The sequence below is a fragment of the Corynebacterium sp. LaCa_205 genome (assembly GCF_057458085.1).
The window spans coordinates 2,010,760-2,025,675 of the sequence record NZ_CP190931.1 but is presented as its reverse complement, the minus strand read 5'-3'; the positions used below and the strand labels follow the sequence as shown (position 1 = coordinate 2,025,675).

Here is a 14,916-nt window from a genome sequence, read left to right as displayed (position 1 = left end):
GTTACTTCCAGTCCATTCCCTGGGACTCTACGAACACGCGTACCTCATCTACCGGTTTAGTGAGTTTGGGATCAAAGGCTAGGTACGCCTTAGTCTCGCGTGCCACGAGGCCGGAAAGGAGGAGCAGCCCAATGAGGTTCGGGATGGCGATGAGACCATTGGCCAGATCGGAGAAGGTCCAGGCAAGTTCGAGCTCTGAGACGGAACCGACAAAAAGCAGACAGGCAAAGAACATGCGGTAGGGGATGGAAGCCTTGCGGCCGCAGAGGGATTCCAGGGAACGCTCGCCATAATAAGCCCAGGCCATGATGGTGGAAAAGGCGAAGAAAATAATGGAGAGCGAAACGATGGTGCCGCCCCAGTCTCCGGGCAGTACACGAGAGAAGGCCTCAGCCGTCATGATTCCGGCCTCGTCGCGGCCCATGTCCCAGGTGCCACCCACCACAATGACCAAGCCGGTAATGGTGACCACAATGATGGTGTCAATGAAGGTCTGCGTCATGGAGACTAGCCCCTGGCGCGCCGGGTGCGGGGTTTTGGCGGCCGCCGCGGCGATGGCGGCGGAGCCCATGCCGGACTCATTGGAGAAGATGCCGCGGGCGACGCCGTATTGAATAGCCATCATGAAGGTAGAACCCACGAAGCCGCCGCCGGCGGCCGTGCCGGTGAAAGCACCGCTGAAAATCATGGCGAAGGCGGCGGGGATCTCGCTAGCGTGCGAGAAGATCACAAACAGTCCACCAAGAACATAAACGATGATCATTAAAGGCACGAAGGCCGCGGTGATGCGGCCGATGGCCTGGATTCCCCCGAGGAGTACGGAGCCTACCAAGACGAACAGGATTGCACCGGTGGCCGCTGGGGCGATGCCGAAAGTGGATTCCATATTGGTGGCCACGGCATTGGCTTGGGCGAGGTTGCCGATGCCAAAGGAGGCGCAGATTGCGAAGATGGCAAAGAAGACAGCTAGCACGGAGCCGAGCGGTCCGGGGATACCGCGCTTGAGATATTGTTGCGGGCCGCCGGACATCTCGCCATTGGAGTCGGTGGTGCGAAAGCGCACACCGAGGTACGCCTCGGTGTATTTAGAGGCCATGCCCACTAGGCCCGTAATCCAGATCCATACCAGCGCGCCGGGGCCACCAATAGACAGCGCGGTGGCCACGCCCACGATATTTCCCACGCCTACGGTGGCGGCAAGGGCGGTGGTCAGCGCCTGATAATTGGAAATATCTCCTTCGGTGGACTCATCATCAGAGTCTGTGGCAAAGACGTGGCGCGTCGCACGCCCTAGCGTCCGGAACTGGAGGCCACCCAAACGGATTGTCAGCCACAGGCCCGTGCCCAACAGGAGTGGAATGAGGATGAATGGTCCCCAGACCACGGTGCTGATGGCGGAGAGAATGGAATTAAGCGAGTCCATTCTGCAAATCTAGCGAACTATAGAAATGGAGTAAATTTGGCCATACCCCCAGCCGGGGGATCATCCGTCCTGCGCAATCACTGGGGAGAAGGCAAGCTATAGCTATACGGACCCCAACCCCAAGGAGTACGACATGGCCCACGAGCGCGCCGGCACGCTTGCACAACCATCGGACCTCATTGACATCGCAGAATTGGTCACCGCCTACTACACCCGCACCCCGGATGCGGAGAACCCAGACCAGCAGGTCTCCTTTGGCACCTCTGGGCATCGCGGTTCCGCACTCGACTGCGCTTTCAATGAGGCGCATATCCTGGCGATCACCCAAGCCATTGTGGACTATCGCGCAGAGCAAGGCGTTACCGGGGCAATTTTTATCGGCCGCGATACCCATGCGCTATCCGAGCCCGCCATGGTCTCCGCCCTCGAGGTGCTGCTGGCCAATGAGCTGGAGGTTCGCGTCGACGATCGCGGCCGCTATACCCCGACTCCGGCGGTATCCCACGCGATTTTGACCCACCCCGGTACCGACGGCATTGTGATTACTCCTTCGCATAACCCTCCGCGCGATGGTGGTTTCAAGTACAACCCGCCAACCGGCGGCCCGGCCGATGCGCAGGCAACCGATTGGATTGCAGGGCGCGCCAACGACTACTTGCGCGCCGGGCTGGAGGGGGTCAAGCGGACCTCGGTTCACGGCGTGCTGGATGAGCGCTGCGTGAAGCACGACTACGTACAAAACTATGTTGCTGACCTAGAAAACGTGGTGGATATGCAGGCTATCAAGGATTCCGGCTTGCGTATCGGCGCCGATCCCATGGGTGGTGCCTCGGTGGACTATTGGCAGGCCATTGCGGATCACTACGGACTGAATATGACCGTGGTCAACCCTGAGGTGGACTCCACGTTCCGCTTTATGACCTTGGATACGGACGGCAAGATCCGCATGGATTGTTCTTCGCCGGATGCCATGGCCTCGCTTATCGACGCCCGCTCAAGCTTCGACCTTGCCACCGGCAATGACGCCGATGCGGATCGCCATGGCATTGTCACGCCCGATGCTGGCCTGATGAATCCCAATCATTACCTCGCCGTGGCCATCGAGTACCTCTTTAGTCACCGTCCGCAGTGGGGGAAGGCCGGTGTGGGAAAGACTTTGGTGTCCTCCTCCATGATTGACCGCGTGGTGGAAAGCCTTGACCGGGAGCTGGTGGAGGTTCCCGTCGGCTTCAAATGGTTTGTGCCGGGGCTGGTGGAAGGCACCATTGGTTTCGGTGGCGAAGAATCGGCCGGTGCTTCCTTCCTACGCTTCGATGGCTCCGTATGGTCTACCGATAAGGATGGCATCATTATGGATCTGCTTGCCGCGGAGAGCACCGCGGTAACGGGCAAGAGTCCGTCCCAGCGCTATGCAGAGCTGGCAGAAAAATTCGGTGCCCCAGCCTATGCTCGCACCGACGCCCCCGCGAACCGCGAGCAGAAGGCCATCCTCAAGAAGCTGTCTCCGGACAAGGTCACCGCTACGGAGCTGGCGGGGGAGGACATTGTGGCCAAGCTGACGGAGGCGCCCGGCAACGGTGCGGCCATTGGCGGCCTGAAGGTAGCGACGGAAAATGCCTGGTTTGCCGCCCGTCCTTCCGGTACGGAAGATAAGTACAAAATCTATGCGGAGTCTTTCCTGGGTGAGGAGCATCTCAGAAAGGTACAAGCAGAAGCACAGGCAGTTGTTACCCATGTATTAGAGGTTTAACGCTAAACTCATCCTCGTGAGTAGCAAGAATAAAGGGAAGCTGGTGCTCGATATCATCAGCTTCATCGCCCGCTTTGGCATGGCCTGGGTGTGGATTGAAGCCGGCGTGCACAAGCTCGGCAAAACTCTGGACATGACCCAAGCCATCAAAGGCTATGACATTTTTACGCCTGATTGGGCTCTTTACCTAGCAACGGTCATTGGCCCATTAGAAGTTATCGGTGGCGTGCTCTTGCTTCTCGGGCTGTTTTTGCGGAGATCCTCCATCGTGGCAACCATCGTGTTGCTGCTGTTTATGGTGGGCATCGCGCAGGCCTGGGCCCGCGGGCTAGATATTGACTGCGGCTGCTTTGGCTATGACGCCCAAAATCCTGACCGCGGAATGGATTATGCGAAGACGCTGTTGCGCGATGCCGCGTATCTATTCTTCACTGTTTGGACTATTAAACGCCCTTTCACCAAGTTTGCCCTTCACCCCTAATAGGTGGGCAAGGTAGGCTGTATTGGTCCGAGAATTTTCAAAGGCAAGGTTCAAATGAGCAAAGTAACTGACCCGAACGCTAAGGGTGGCAACGGTTTTATCTGGGGAGTCGGTGTACTTCTCGTCATCATTGCCGTTGTTATCGGCTATATCGTGTGGAATGGCAAGCAGTCATCCACGGACTCTGTCGGTGACCTTGAAGCCCAGGACGTGAATATGTCCATGGAATACAACGACGGAGCCATCACCCTCAAGTCTGACAGTGCCAAGAAGGGTACCCCTGAGGTAGATCTCTACGAGGATTTCTCCTGCCCGCACTGTGCTGAATTGGCTCAGGCTACCGACGGTGACATGAAGAAGGCCATCGAAGATGGCAAGCTGATCGTTCACGTGCGCACCCTCAACTTCCTGGATGGCAAGGATATTGAAGGCCAGGAAGGCTACTCCACGAAGGCGGCAGCCGCTATGTCTGAGCTGTCTAAGTCTGGTGACGTCAAGACTTACTGGAACCTGCGTGATTACATGCTGCAAAACCAGCAGACGGTGGCTTCTTCTTGGGAGATTGCGGACATTGCAGAAGCAGCCAAGGAGCTTGGCGCGGAAGACGACGTTGTTGAGTCCATGAAGAACGTGGATATCAAGCAGGGCAATAAGATGGCGAAGACCAACTACGACAAGCTGGATAAAGAAACCGGCTCTGTCTCTTCGCCGCGTATTGTTCAAAATGGCAAGGATGTTCCATCCGAAAAGGATCAAAAGGCCGGCAAGAACCTGGGCGATTGGGTAGAAATCGTCACCCAGTAGCAGGCGATTTGGAGAGTTAAATACCCTCCATGTATATTTAAGCGAGTTGCAGCCCACAAGGTTGCACCTCGTTTGAGGGGCTATGGCGCAGCTGGTAGCGCACCACACTGGCAGTGTGGGGGTCACGGGTTCGAATCCCGTTAGCTCCACAATATAAAGGAGAGGAACATTAGTTCCTCTCCTTTTTGTTTGTCTCGGGTGCCTATAGTTTTGCTAAGTCCTCATCAAGCATGCACTGGTCGATAGCAATGCCTACGGCGGCGCCGCTACCCATTGCCTGAGAGACCTGGTCCGGCGAGCTGACTACATTGCCGGCTGCCCATAGTCGCGATATTGAAGTTTGGCCACGTTCTGCACTGACCCAGCCATGGGCCGATTCGCAACCGGCATCCCGCAACAGTGCATCGTTGGGCAGAAAATCGGGCCCAGTAAAGCATGCTTCGTAGATGCTTACTCCATCGGCGCTGTGTACTTCTACGCCGGTGGGCGATGCCTGATCCGGCTGGACTTGTGTCACCTTCGCTTCGTTTATCTCTACGCCCAACCCGGCGAGCTGGGTGCGGTCAAGCTCGGTGAGCTCAAGGCCGTTGGGGTAGAAGGTCAGAGCACTCGTCCACTTAGAAAGCAGTTTGCTAATGCGGATAGTAAAAGGCGGATTCGCGCCGCCAATGAGCGCAACCTTCTTCCCCTTGACCTCGTGGCCGTGGCAATAAGGGCAGTGAAAGAGGCGCGTTCCCCATAAATCACTAAGACCAGGGACCTCAGGGAGCTTGTCTGTGAGACCAGTAGCAACGAGGGCATGGCGGGATTCTAGAAGCGTGTCATCGGTGAGTCTTATTTGCCACGGGGCCTGCTCGGAAGGTCGGGAGAGGCTTTCCACCGTGGCGTGGGTAATGGCGCCGCCGAATTTTTTAACCTCCGCGTGGCCGCGTTCGAGCAGCTCGGTGGGAGCCACGCCATCGAGACCGAGGATGCCGTGGGAATGTTCGCTGAAGCGATTGCGGGGAGTGCCGGAATCGATAACCTGAACATTCCGGTTAGCGCGGGCCAAAGTGATGGCAGCGGCGGTGCCGGCAAAACCTCCGCCGATGATGATGACGTCTGATTGCATTGCTCATCCTTTATGGGAAGTGGGTAGCATGGTTCGCAGCCGAGTATATGCAGTCAACGTCGAAGGGGCCCGCGCGTTATGGCTTACGAATCCACGGGGTTCTTTGCACGCGATGCGCTCTACGGGGCGTCTCCTGCGCAGGCAGTGGGCAGGTTCTTTATTCGATACTTCAACTTCCTGGGCCGAGCGTCTGTGAGTGAGTTCTGGTGGGTATTTGGCTTTCTAGTGTTGATTTCAGTGCCAATTAACGCCATCGATCAGCATTATGGCGTGAATATCAAGCCTGTTGTAAAAGGATTTCTTGCTATGCCGGTCGTTTCCTTAATTTTCCGGCGGTTGCACGATTCTGGGAGAACGGGGTTCTTATGCTTGATCGGGTTTATCCCAATGTTCGGTGGGTTAGCGCTTCTATTCATGATGTGTTTGCCCACGCGGGAGCGCGCGGCGCTTTAAAAATTTCCCTGCCGGATTAGGCTGGGCGCCATGCAGACTTTTTCAAAGCGAGTACGCGACACAGATCAAGCTGGCGCCGAGGCGGCAGGATTGCGGTGGCTTGGGGAAGCTACCGACGCGGTGGTCAACGTAGTAAGCGCCGACGGGCTAGAGATCGTTACCGAGCGCGTGGACGAGGTCATGCCCACGCCGGAGGCGGCGAGGAAGTTTGGTGCGGAGTTGGCTCGCATGCACCGCGCAGGAGTCGAAGCGTTTGGCGCACCTCCTGCCGGATGGGAGGGAAAGAACTTCATCGGCAGCATCGAGCAAGACTGCATCCCGACGGATAACTGGGGTGAGTTCTACGTCGAACAGCGCGTGCTGCCTTTTGCGGAACTGGCTGGGATTAGTTCGGCGCAGTTGGATTTGGTAAGGCGAGCTTGCGATGCCATCGCCGCGCGCAGTTGGGATGTGGCGCCGGCTCGCATCCACGGTGACCTGTGGGCGGGAAACCTGCTCTTTGGTTCCGATGGCGGCATCATGATTGACCCCGCTGCCCACGGCGGGCATCCGCATACGGATTTGGGAATGCTGGCCCTTTTCGGGGCACCATACCTAGAAGAAATTTTCCAGGGCTATGGTGCGCCGAAAGATATCGAGAAGTGGATTCCTATGCATCAGCTGCATCCACTAGCGGTGCATGCGCTCACGCACGGTGCAAGCTATAACCGGCCGCTGGAGCGTGCGGCTGCCGCAACCTTGGAGGCGCTGGCCTAAAGGCTCGGCCCCTGCGGCATGACGCGTTTATGAGCGCCGCGGCGCCATAGGGTTTCGATGCGTTCGCGGGCGGCATCGGGAACCGCCTTGCCCTCCAGGTAGTCATCGATGTGGGCGTAGGTGACGCCGAGGGCTTCTTCGTCGGGAAGCTGGGGCTTATCGTCTTCCAGATCCGCGGTCGGGATTTTCTCCCAGGTAGAGCGCGGGGCGCCGAGGTGCTCTAAGAGAGCGGCGCCCTGGCGTTTGTTGAGCCCGGCCAAGGGGAGGAGGTCTGCCGCGCCATCGCCCCACTTAGTGAAGAAAGCGGTGACGTTTTCCGCCGCATGATCGGTGCCGATGACGAGGGCGCCGACCTCGCCGGCGATGGCGTACTGGGCGGTCATGCGCAGGCGGGCCTTGGTATTGCCGCGGTTGAAATCGGTGACGTCGGCAAGCTGCACAGCATCCGCCACCTGCTCGTCGAGGGCCAAGGTAGCTGGTTTGATATCGACGGTGAGGCGGTGATCGGGCTGGATGAAATCCAGGGCAATCTGGGCATCGTCCTCATCAGCCTGCACACCGTGAGGCAGACGCACGGCCCAAAACTCCGCGCCGTCGACGCGGTCAACCGCCAGTTGCGCGAGCTTTCCTGCCAAGGTGGAATCCTGGCCGCCCGAAATCCCCAGCACGTACCCCTTGGCACCGGTGGTGCGCAGGTAGTCAACCAAGAAATCTACGCGGCGCTGGACCTCCGCTTCTGGATCGATAAAGGGGCGTACACCCAGGGCTTTTATGATGGTTTGCTGCAGGTTTTCGGCATCGTTCGACATGACGTTCATGGTAGCTGCCTGACACAATATTGTGCTGTGAATAAGGATGTTTATGTCAAGGTAGTAGCTGGCATAGCGGCCCTCGGCGGGCTGCTTTTTGGATACGACACCGGAGTGATGTCCGGTGCCTTGCTTTTTATTAGCCCCGCATTCGACATGAGCGCCCACCAAGAGGGGTGGGTGACCTCGATGCTGCTTGTGGGGGCGGCTGTTGGTGCGCTGACAGCCGGGCGCATCGCCGATAGGTTTGGCCGCCGCTTCACACTGATTGCGGGTGGCATCATTTTCGTGGTGGGCTCCATCTGGTGCGCCCTGTCCGGATCGGTGGGCATGCTGGCTACGGCACGCACGTTCTTGGGCTTTGCTGTAGGTGCGGTATCCATCGTTTCGCCCATGTACATCGCGGAGATCGTGCCTGCCAAGGTGCGCGGGCGCATGGTCTCTCTCAATACCCTGGCGATTGTGGTGGGACAGTTGATGGCCTACCTGGTCAACTCCGCGCTGGCCTCTACTGGCAGTTGGGAGTGGATGCTGGGCTTGGCCGCCGTGCCAGGACTAGCGTTGGCACTCGGAATGGTGTTTCTGCCAGAGACTCCGGTATGGCTAGCGACGAACGGCAAGATGGCTCGTGCCCAAGAAATTGCCGGGCGCGCCGGAATGGATATTTCGGAGCTGACTTCGCAGGAGACCGCGCGCAAGTCCAGCGGGTCTGAGTGGAAGGCGCTTGCCGCCAACCGGTGGATGCAGATTACGGTGCTGCTGGCCATGCTGATGGGGCTCACACAGCAGATTACCGGTGTCAACGCCATTGTGTATTTCGCACCGACCATGATGAATCAGGTGGGGATTTCTACGGCCAATTCGGTCTACACGTCCATCGTTATCGGCACGGTATCTGTGCTCGCCTGCTGGGTTGGCCTAAAGGTAGTAGACCGCATTGGGCGCAAGCGCCTATTGCTTATCGGCCTGACCGGCAACGTGGTCTCGCTATTCATTCTTTCCTTCGCCTATTCCCACGCCGAGGATTCCACCGCTATGGCCATGGTGTCTTTGGTATTTATGGCGCTGTTTATTGCTTTCCAACAGGCGGCGGTCTCACCCACGACGTGGCTGCTTATCTCCGAGCTAGTACCGCTGCAGGTACGTGGTCTAGGCATGGGCATTGCGGGGCTATCGTTGTGGGCCACCAACTGGGCCGTGGCGCAGTACTTCTTGCCGCTAGTGGAGTGGCTGACTGGCCCGGTGGCGTTTATGGTCTTTGGAGTCTTTGGTCTCATCGCCATTGCCTATACCCGCATTTTGGTTCCAGAGACAATGGGACGTAGCCTGGATGAGGTAGGCGAGGAGATGAAGTCGCGCTACGAGCGCGAGTCCGCAGTCGTCAAGCCTTAGTGTTTTGGTATTGACGGCCGTGTGAGGTAAAATTTTTCCTCGTGTCATGGCTGGGGATTCCCAGTCCGTGCTTTACTTATTCAACCGCATGTAGATTGCGCATAACGAAAGGAGCGCCCGATGAAGGTCCGTAAGTCCCTTCGGTCGCTGAAGAAGAAGCCGGGCGCCCAGGTTATTCGCCGCCACGGTAAGGTCTTCGTGATCAACAAGAAGGATCCCCGTTTCAAGGCTCGTCAGGGCTAATTGATTCGCGATTCCATCCGCTCCCTCCGGCTATCCGGAGTGGGGCGGATTTTTTATGGGTGAATTATGGCACAAGGGATAATTTTCTCCAGGGCCACGGGGAATAAAGAGACATGTATGAATATAATCAAATCGCCGTTATGTGTGGGTTAAGGGTCAAAATGTGTGTCTGGCTCGGCGTGTCGCGGGGGTTAGATTTGGCCTTTTTGAATGCCGATTGAGTGGGTGTAGTCGGTGTCGATAGCGTTGTCGTAGAGGGCTGGGCGTCCTGTTTCGTGGTCGGCTTGGTTCTCGGTTTGGGTCAGGGTGGATACTTTGGCGAGTTGGCCCTGGCCCCAGTCGGACTGCCTGGCGATTCGTACTGGATCGTCAGGCAGTTCCGTTTTTAAGTAGAGCCACCAATCCAGCATGCGGCGTTGTCGTTCGCCTGATCTGCCGCGGTGGGTTCTGGCGAGCAGTTTGAGCTGGGCGTTGATGCCGCCTTCTAAGCTGTTGGTGGTGGATTTGATCCGCTCGGGCGCAAGGACTCCTGCTGGCGGGTTGAGGTAGACAAACAGCATCTCGGACCGCCAAAGATGGTTGAGGCTGTTGTAGGCCTTGCGCACGTTGTGGTGGGTCCACACGCGGGTCCATGCACCTGTTTTGGGGTCTTTGATCATGGTTTTCTCGTTCATCCATTCCCGGTAGATCGTTGAAAACTCGTGCAGTTGCACACCCCACGCGGCGGCTTCATCCAGTGTGGTGATCCGGGTCAGTTTCAGCGCAAGTCGGTAGATGGTGCGCCCGGCATCGGTGCGTGGGTTGGTGGTGGTGTAGCGGCGGACCACACGTTGGGCGTGGACGAGGCAGCGTTGAATTTTCGTAGTCGGCCAGCACTTTTTGATTGCGCTGTATGCGCCTTGGCCGCCGTCGATGACGGCGATGAGTGGGGCTTCGATGCGTTCAAGCAGCAGTTGGTAGTCGCGGGTGGTTTCGTGTTTGCACCAGTGCCAGGCGATCACGTGGTCGATGGTCGCCGCGACGATCAGGCAGCCACCGGCGGTGTAGGTGCCATCGAGAAATACCTGGTCGTAGATCCGCTTGTGGTGGCCGGCGGTGGGGTCAGGCACATCAACGAGCCAGCACCACTTGAAGCGCCGCTTCATGGTGGCGCGGCTAACACCGTTTCGTTTGGCTAGGTCGTCGAGTGATATTGCGGTGGTGCAATGCTCGATGAACTGGGTGAACACTGCCGCGTTGGTGATGTCGTTTCGACGTTTGACGCTGGAGGCGCCGCATTGTTTGCAGCGCCATCTGGTGGTGCCTTTGCTGGTGGTGCCGTTGCGTTTCATTTCACCGCCGCAGTGGCAGCGTGGTTGGTTCTTCGACATTGCGACACCACACCACGCCGCGCATAGCACATCACGGCTGCCACACCGAGGATTTCCCGTCGGGGGCTAGATATATGCTTCCGGAGCATATACTTTCCGGAAACCTACAGGTCAATCCGTGAAAATCCGCGATTCCGGACACACTTTTTGACCCTTAACCCTTATGTGTCGTGAGAAAGAAGAATAATGTCCCGGCGAATTGTTGCTGTGCTTGCTGCTGCAGCCCTTGGGCTATCCGCCCCTATTGCTAATGCCTCTCAGTCGGAGTGGGAATCCTCTGTTCCAGAGTCCTTTGGGATCAATGACCCTTCCTGTGTGCCTTCTGGCCAGATTGTTGAGCCGGTGGTGCTACTGCATGGCACCTATAACAACGCGGGTGTGTGGAAAAGCTTGATTCCGATGTTGAAGGATCAGGGTGCGTGCGTATGGGCCTTTGATTATGGAGCGGATGATGTTTCTTTGCAGAATGCCTCTCCCTCAACGAAGGCCATTTCAGATTTGGATGATGCGGCCGAGGAAATAGCGCGGCACGTGGACTATGTCCGAGCGGTAACCGGCGCAGAGAAAGTGGACTTGGTAGGCCATTCCCAGGGCGGTACCCATATTAAGACCTATACCCAAATGTACGGCGGGGCTGAGCACGTCGCTCGGGCTGTGGCTCTAGGCGGCAACTTCCACGGCACCACGCTGGGTGGGCAGGGCGAAGGTCTGGCCAAATTCATCGCCTTCGCACCCCGCCTCGCCGCCTTCTTGGCCAGCACGGCCGGCATCCAACAGGTGGTGGGTTCGGAATTTATGCAAAGGCTCAATGCGCTGCCGGACACCGCGCCGGGCGTGCTCTACACCTCCATCTACTCGCCGGCGGATACGACGGTAACCCCGAATAGCTCCTCGCAGCTGGTAGCTGTCGACGGCGCCGATGTGGTGAACCTCGACCTTGGTGAGGTCTGCGGCGTGGCTCCTCGGCACGATAAGCTGCCGACTGACCGCACGGCGCTGAGCCAGGTCATTTTTGGCCTGAAGCGCGCCCCAGGGGAGGGGCCGCGGCCGTCGACCTGTGTCTCCGGGGAGTCATCGACGGTCGGTTCCTGAAGCGAAGCGCCACACCGGAAATGTGAACTTTGACACACAAAACGGTGAATTCCAGGTAAACCCGCAGGAATCTCATTGATGTAGTTTCATGGCTGTCCTTGGGTGTGGTCAACATGTGGGGCCTGGGGGTGTGTCATCCTGGGAATACCATGCTTGTAACTACTACATATTGTGTTGGTTGCGGGTCTTTCCCCCAAAGTATAGTGTCGTTGATGTTGTTCAGAGCGGCGCAGGAAGCGCCCGAATAGGCGGGAAACGCTCCCCGTTCTGACGAGTTTTCAATGCAGGAGCTTTAAGGATCTATATGTCTATCACCGTTTACACCAAGCCAGCGTGCGTCCAGTGCAACGCCACCAAGAAGGCCCTCGATCGTGCCGGCCTCGAGTACGACCTCGTCGATATCTCGGCCGATGACGAGGCTCGCGACTACGTAATGGCATTGGGTTACGTTCAGGCCCCAGTAGTTGAGGCCAACGGTGAGCACTGGTCTGGTTTCCGCCCAGACCGTATCAAGGGCCTGGCTTCCCTAGCGGCATCCGCCTAAGGGGTAGGGGAGGCCAGTAGCGATGTTGGTCGTGTATTTTTCCTCCGCAACGGAAAATACGCACCGGTTCGTGCAGAAACTGGGCTTTCCCAGCGCGCGCATTCCGCTGCGCCGCACGGAGGAGCCCCTCAAGGTCAACGAACCTTATGTCTTGGTGTGTCCCACCTATGGCGGGGGCGCGTCCATTAGCCACCAAAATTCCCGACCCGTGCCCTCACAGGTAATTAAGTTCCTTAATGATGAGCACAACCGCAGTTTCATTCGCGCGGTAATCGCGGGTGGTAATAGCAATTTTGGCGCCGACTTTGGCAAGGCTGGTGACGTCATCAGTGCCAAATGTAAAGTGCCCTATGTATATCGTTTCGAGTTGCTGGGAAACGATGACGATATAAAAATTTGTCGTGAAGGCTTAATGGCTAACGCCGCCGAGCTTGGGCTCGAGGCCGCGGCCTAGCACCCACCACGACTTAAATAAAGATCCTGATTTTTAAGAAAGGCCTTGTCAGCTGTGAGTACGCAATTGGGGAAGACCGTCGCCGAGCCAGTAAAGCCGGAAGAGCAGTTGGACTACCACGCTCTCAACGCGATGCTGAATCTCTACGATGCAAACGGCAAGATTCAGTTTGATAAAGACCGCGAGGCCGCAAACCAATTCTTCCTGCAGCACGTTAATCAAAACACGGTCTACTTCCATGATCTGGAAGAAAAGATCGATTACCTGATTAATAACAAGTACTACGACCCACGAGTCATCGAGCAGTATGACTTCTCCTTTATTAAGGAGCTTTTTAAGCGCGCTTATTCCTATAAATTCCGCTTCAAGTCTTTCCTGGGCGCGTATAAGTACTACACCAGCTACACTCTGAAGACCTTTGATGGTCGCCGCTACCTAGAGCGCTTTGAGGATCGTGTCTCCATGACGGCCCTATTCTTGGCAGATGGTGATACTGGCTTGGCAGAGCGCCTTGTGGACGAGATTATGAACGGCCGTTTCCAGCCGGCCACCCCAACCTTCCTCAACGCCGGCAAGGCCCAGCGTGGCGAGCTCGTGTCCTGCTTCCTGCTGCGCATCGAGGACAATATGGAGTCCATTGGACGCTCCATCAACTCCGCGCTGCAGCTTTCCAAGCGCGGCGGCGGCGTGGCCCTGCTGCTGTCTAATATTCGTGAATCCGGCGCGCCCATTAAGCACATTGAGAACCAGTCTTCCGGTGTTATCCCAGTAATGAAACTGCTGGAGGATTCCTTCTCCTATGCCAACCAGCTTGGTGCCCGCCAGGGCGCTGGTGCGGTCTATCTCAATGCGCACCACCCAGACATCATGGACTTCCTGGATACCAAGCGTGAGAACGCGGACGAGAAAATCCGCATTAAGACCCTCTCGCTGGGCATCGTCGTGCCGGATATCACCTTCGAGCTGGCCAAGCGCAATGACGATATGTACCTCTTCTCGCCGTATGACGTAGAGCGCGTCTATGGCAAGGCCTTCGGTGACATTTCCGTTACTGAGCACTATGAGGAGATGGTGGAAGACCCACGCATCCGTAAGAAGAAGATCAACGCCCGTCACTTCTTCCAGACCGTGGCAGAGCTGCAATTCGAGTCCGGCTACCCGTACATCATGTTCGAGGACACCGTGAACCGCGCCAACCCGGTAAAGACATCGTGGATCAACATGTCCAACCTGTGCTCGGAGATCCTGCAGGTTAACTCCGCTTCCGAATTCAATGCGGATCTGACCTACCAGGAGCTGGGCAGCGATATCTCTTGTAACCTGGGCTCGCTGAATATCGCGATGACCATGGATTCGCCGGACTTCGCCACTACGGTGGAGACTGCCATCCGTGGCCTGACCGCTGTGGCGGATAAGACGTCCATCGATTCCGTGCCGTCTGTGCGCCGCGGAAACGATGAGTCTCATGCTATCGGCTTGGGCCAGATGAACCTCCACGGTTACTTGGGTCGCGAGCACATCGAGTATGGCTCGGAAGAAGGCTTGGATTTCACTAATGCCTACTTCGCGGCCGTGCTGTATGCGGCATTGCGTGCCTCTAATAAGATTGCCCGCGAGCGCGGTGAGTACTTTAAGGAGTTCCCGCAGTCCGAGTACGCCTCCGGCGAATTCTTCGACCGCTACGATCCGGAAGAGTTCAAGCCGCAGACAAAGAAGGTCCAGGAGCTTTTCGGGTCCTCTTCGATCCACACCCCGTCCGCCCAGGACTGGGAGGAGTTGAAGCAGGACGTGGCCAAGTACGGACTATATAATCGCAACCTGCAGGCAGTGCCACCGACGGGTTCGATTTCCTATATCAATAACTCCACCTCATCCATCCACCCGATTGCTTCCAAGATTGAGATCCGCAAGGAAGGCAAGATCGGTCGCGTCTACTACCCGGCGCCGCACATGGATAATGACAACTTGGAGTACTTCAAGGACTCTTATGAGATCGGCTTCGAGAAGATCGTCGATACCTATGCCGTAGCCACTAAGTATGTGGACCAAGGTCTATCGCTCACCCTCTTCTTCAAGGACACCGCAACCACCCGCGATGTCAACCGTGCGCAGATTTATGCGTGGCGCAAGGGGATTAAGACCTTGTATTACATCCGCCTGCGCCAGATGGCGCTGGAGGGCACCGAGGTCGAGGGCTGCGTATCCTGCATGCTCTAAACGGTAGGTAGAACGCC

Annotated in this window: 15 protein-coding genes and 1 tRNA gene; 12 read left to right on the top strand and 4 right to left on the bottom strand. The window is 57.2% G+C overall.

Translation table 11 applies throughout. The features are described 5' to 3' along the window. Position 1: 1 nt before the first annotated feature. The gene (locus tag ACP8J1_RS09815) at positions 2-1,423 is read right to left on the bottom strand and encodes an alanine/glycine:cation symporter family protein (RefSeq protein ID WP_023020840.1); all 1,422 of its coding nucleotides are present in this window, start codon (positions 1,421-1,423) and stop codon (positions 2-4) included. 133 nt (positions 1,424-1,556) lie between these two features. Between ACP8J1_RS09815 and pgm the strand changes: the two genes are divergently transcribed. From pgm to ACP8J1_RS09795, 4 genes are all read left to right on the top strand, one after another. Further along, a complete protein-coding gene (gene pgm / locus ACP8J1_RS09810) occupies positions 1,557-3,173 on the top strand; it encodes a phosphoglucomutase (alpha-D-glucose-1,6-bisphosphate-dependent) (RefSeq protein ID WP_023020841.1) in 1,617 nt (538 codons plus the stop codon). 16 nt (positions 3,174-3,189) lie between these two features. Continuing rightward, positions 3,190-3,654: a MauE/DoxX family redox-associated membrane protein gene (locus ACP8J1_RS09805; RefSeq protein WP_023020842.1), complete on the top strand. Its 465-nt coding sequence runs from the start codon at positions 3,190-3,192 to the stop codon at positions 3,652-3,654. A gap of 54 nt (positions 3,655-3,708) precedes the next feature. Next, positions 3,709-4,458 carry a DsbA family protein gene (locus ACP8J1_RS09800; RefSeq protein WP_023020843.1) on the top strand — a complete coding sequence of 250 codons (750 nt, stop codon included), beginning with the start codon at positions 3,709-3,711 and terminating at the stop codon, positions 4,456-4,458. A gap of 76 nt (positions 4,459-4,534) precedes the next feature. Next, positions 4,535-4,607, top strand: a tRNA-Ala gene (locus ACP8J1_RS09795). Between the two features lie 53 nt (positions 4,608-4,660). On the opposite strand, the gene ACP8J1_RS09790 is transcribed toward ACP8J1_RS09795, so the two are convergent. Beyond that, positions 4,661-5,569: an NAD(P)/FAD-dependent oxidoreductase gene (locus ACP8J1_RS09790; protein ID WP_023020844.1), complete on the bottom strand. Its 909-nt coding sequence runs from the start codon at positions 5,567-5,569 to the stop codon at positions 4,661-4,663. A 78-nt stretch (positions 5,570-5,647) separates the two neighbouring features. On the opposite strand from ACP8J1_RS09790, the gene ACP8J1_RS09785 reads away from it, so the two are divergent. Both ACP8J1_RS09785 and ACP8J1_RS09780 read left to right on the top strand, forming a co-directional pair. Next, positions 5,648-6,022 (top strand): DUF805 domain-containing protein, encoded by a 375-nt coding sequence (locus ACP8J1_RS09785; protein ID WP_023020845.1) that lies wholly within the window; start codon positions 5,648-5,650, stop codon positions 6,020-6,022. A gap of 30 nt (positions 6,023-6,052) precedes the next feature. Then, positions 6,053-6,778 (top strand): fructosamine kinase family protein, encoded by a 726-nt coding sequence (locus tag ACP8J1_RS09780; protein ID WP_023020846.1) that lies wholly within the window; start codon positions 6,053-6,055, stop codon positions 6,776-6,778. Here ACP8J1_RS09780 and nadE read toward each other — a convergent pair. After that, positions 6,775-7,596, bottom strand: a complete 822-nt coding sequence (gene nadE / locus ACP8J1_RS09775) for an ammonia-dependent NAD(+) synthetase (RefSeq protein ID WP_023020847.1) — start codon at positions 7,594-7,596, stop codon at positions 6,775-6,777. The two genes, ACP8J1_RS09780 and nadE, sit on opposite strands and share 4 nt — an antisense overlap. Before the next feature lie 27 nt (positions 7,597-7,623). Between nadE and ACP8J1_RS09770 the strand changes: the two genes are divergently transcribed. Beyond that, positions 7,624-8,979: a sugar porter family MFS transporter gene (locus tag ACP8J1_RS09770; protein ID WP_023020848.1), complete on the top strand. Its 1,356-nt coding sequence runs from the start codon at positions 7,624-7,626 to the stop codon at positions 8,977-8,979. A 120-nt stretch (positions 8,980-9,099) separates the two neighbouring features. Then, entirely contained in the window at positions 9,100-9,222 is a 123-nt protein-coding gene (ykgO, locus tag ACP8J1_RS09765; protein ID WP_003847162.1) for a type B 50S ribosomal protein L36, read from the top strand. A 191-nt stretch (positions 9,223-9,413) separates the two neighbouring features. On the opposite strand, the gene ACP8J1_RS09760 is transcribed toward ykgO, so the two are convergent. Next, positions 9,414-10,592 carry an IS256-like element IS1249 family transposase gene (locus ACP8J1_RS09760; protein ID WP_005323424.1) on the bottom strand — a complete coding sequence of 393 codons (1,179 nt, stop codon included), beginning with the start codon at positions 10,590-10,592 and terminating at the stop codon, positions 9,414-9,416. Between the two features lie 186 nt (positions 10,593-10,778). On the opposite strand from ACP8J1_RS09760, the gene ACP8J1_RS09755 reads away from it, so the two are divergent. From ACP8J1_RS09755 to nrdE, 4 genes are all read left to right on the top strand, one after another. Beyond that, the gene (locus ACP8J1_RS09755; protein WP_023020849.1) at positions 10,779-11,684 is read left to right on the top strand and encodes an esterase/lipase family protein; all 906 of its coding nucleotides are present in this window, start codon (positions 10,779-10,781) and stop codon (positions 11,682-11,684) included. Positions 11,685-11,988: 304 nt separating this feature from the next. Continuing rightward, positions 11,989-12,228 carry a glutaredoxin-like protein NrdH gene (nrdH, locus tag ACP8J1_RS09750; RefSeq protein ID WP_023020850.1) on the top strand — a complete coding sequence of 80 codons (240 nt, stop codon included), beginning with the start codon at positions 11,989-11,991 and terminating at the stop codon, positions 12,226-12,228. A 22-nt stretch (positions 12,229-12,250) separates the two neighbouring features. Then, a complete protein-coding gene (nrdI, locus tag ACP8J1_RS09745) occupies positions 12,251-12,682 on the top strand; it encodes a class Ib ribonucleoside-diphosphate reductase assembly flavoprotein NrdI (protein WP_023020851.1) in 432 nt (143 codons plus the stop codon). Between the two features lie 54 nt (positions 12,683-12,736). Next, the gene (gene nrdE, locus ACP8J1_RS09740; protein WP_023020852.1) at positions 12,737-14,899 is read left to right on the top strand and encodes a class 1b ribonucleoside-diphosphate reductase subunit alpha; all 2,163 of its coding nucleotides are present in this window, start codon (positions 12,737-12,739) and stop codon (positions 14,897-14,899) included. Positions 14,900-14,916: the final 17 nt, after the last annotated feature.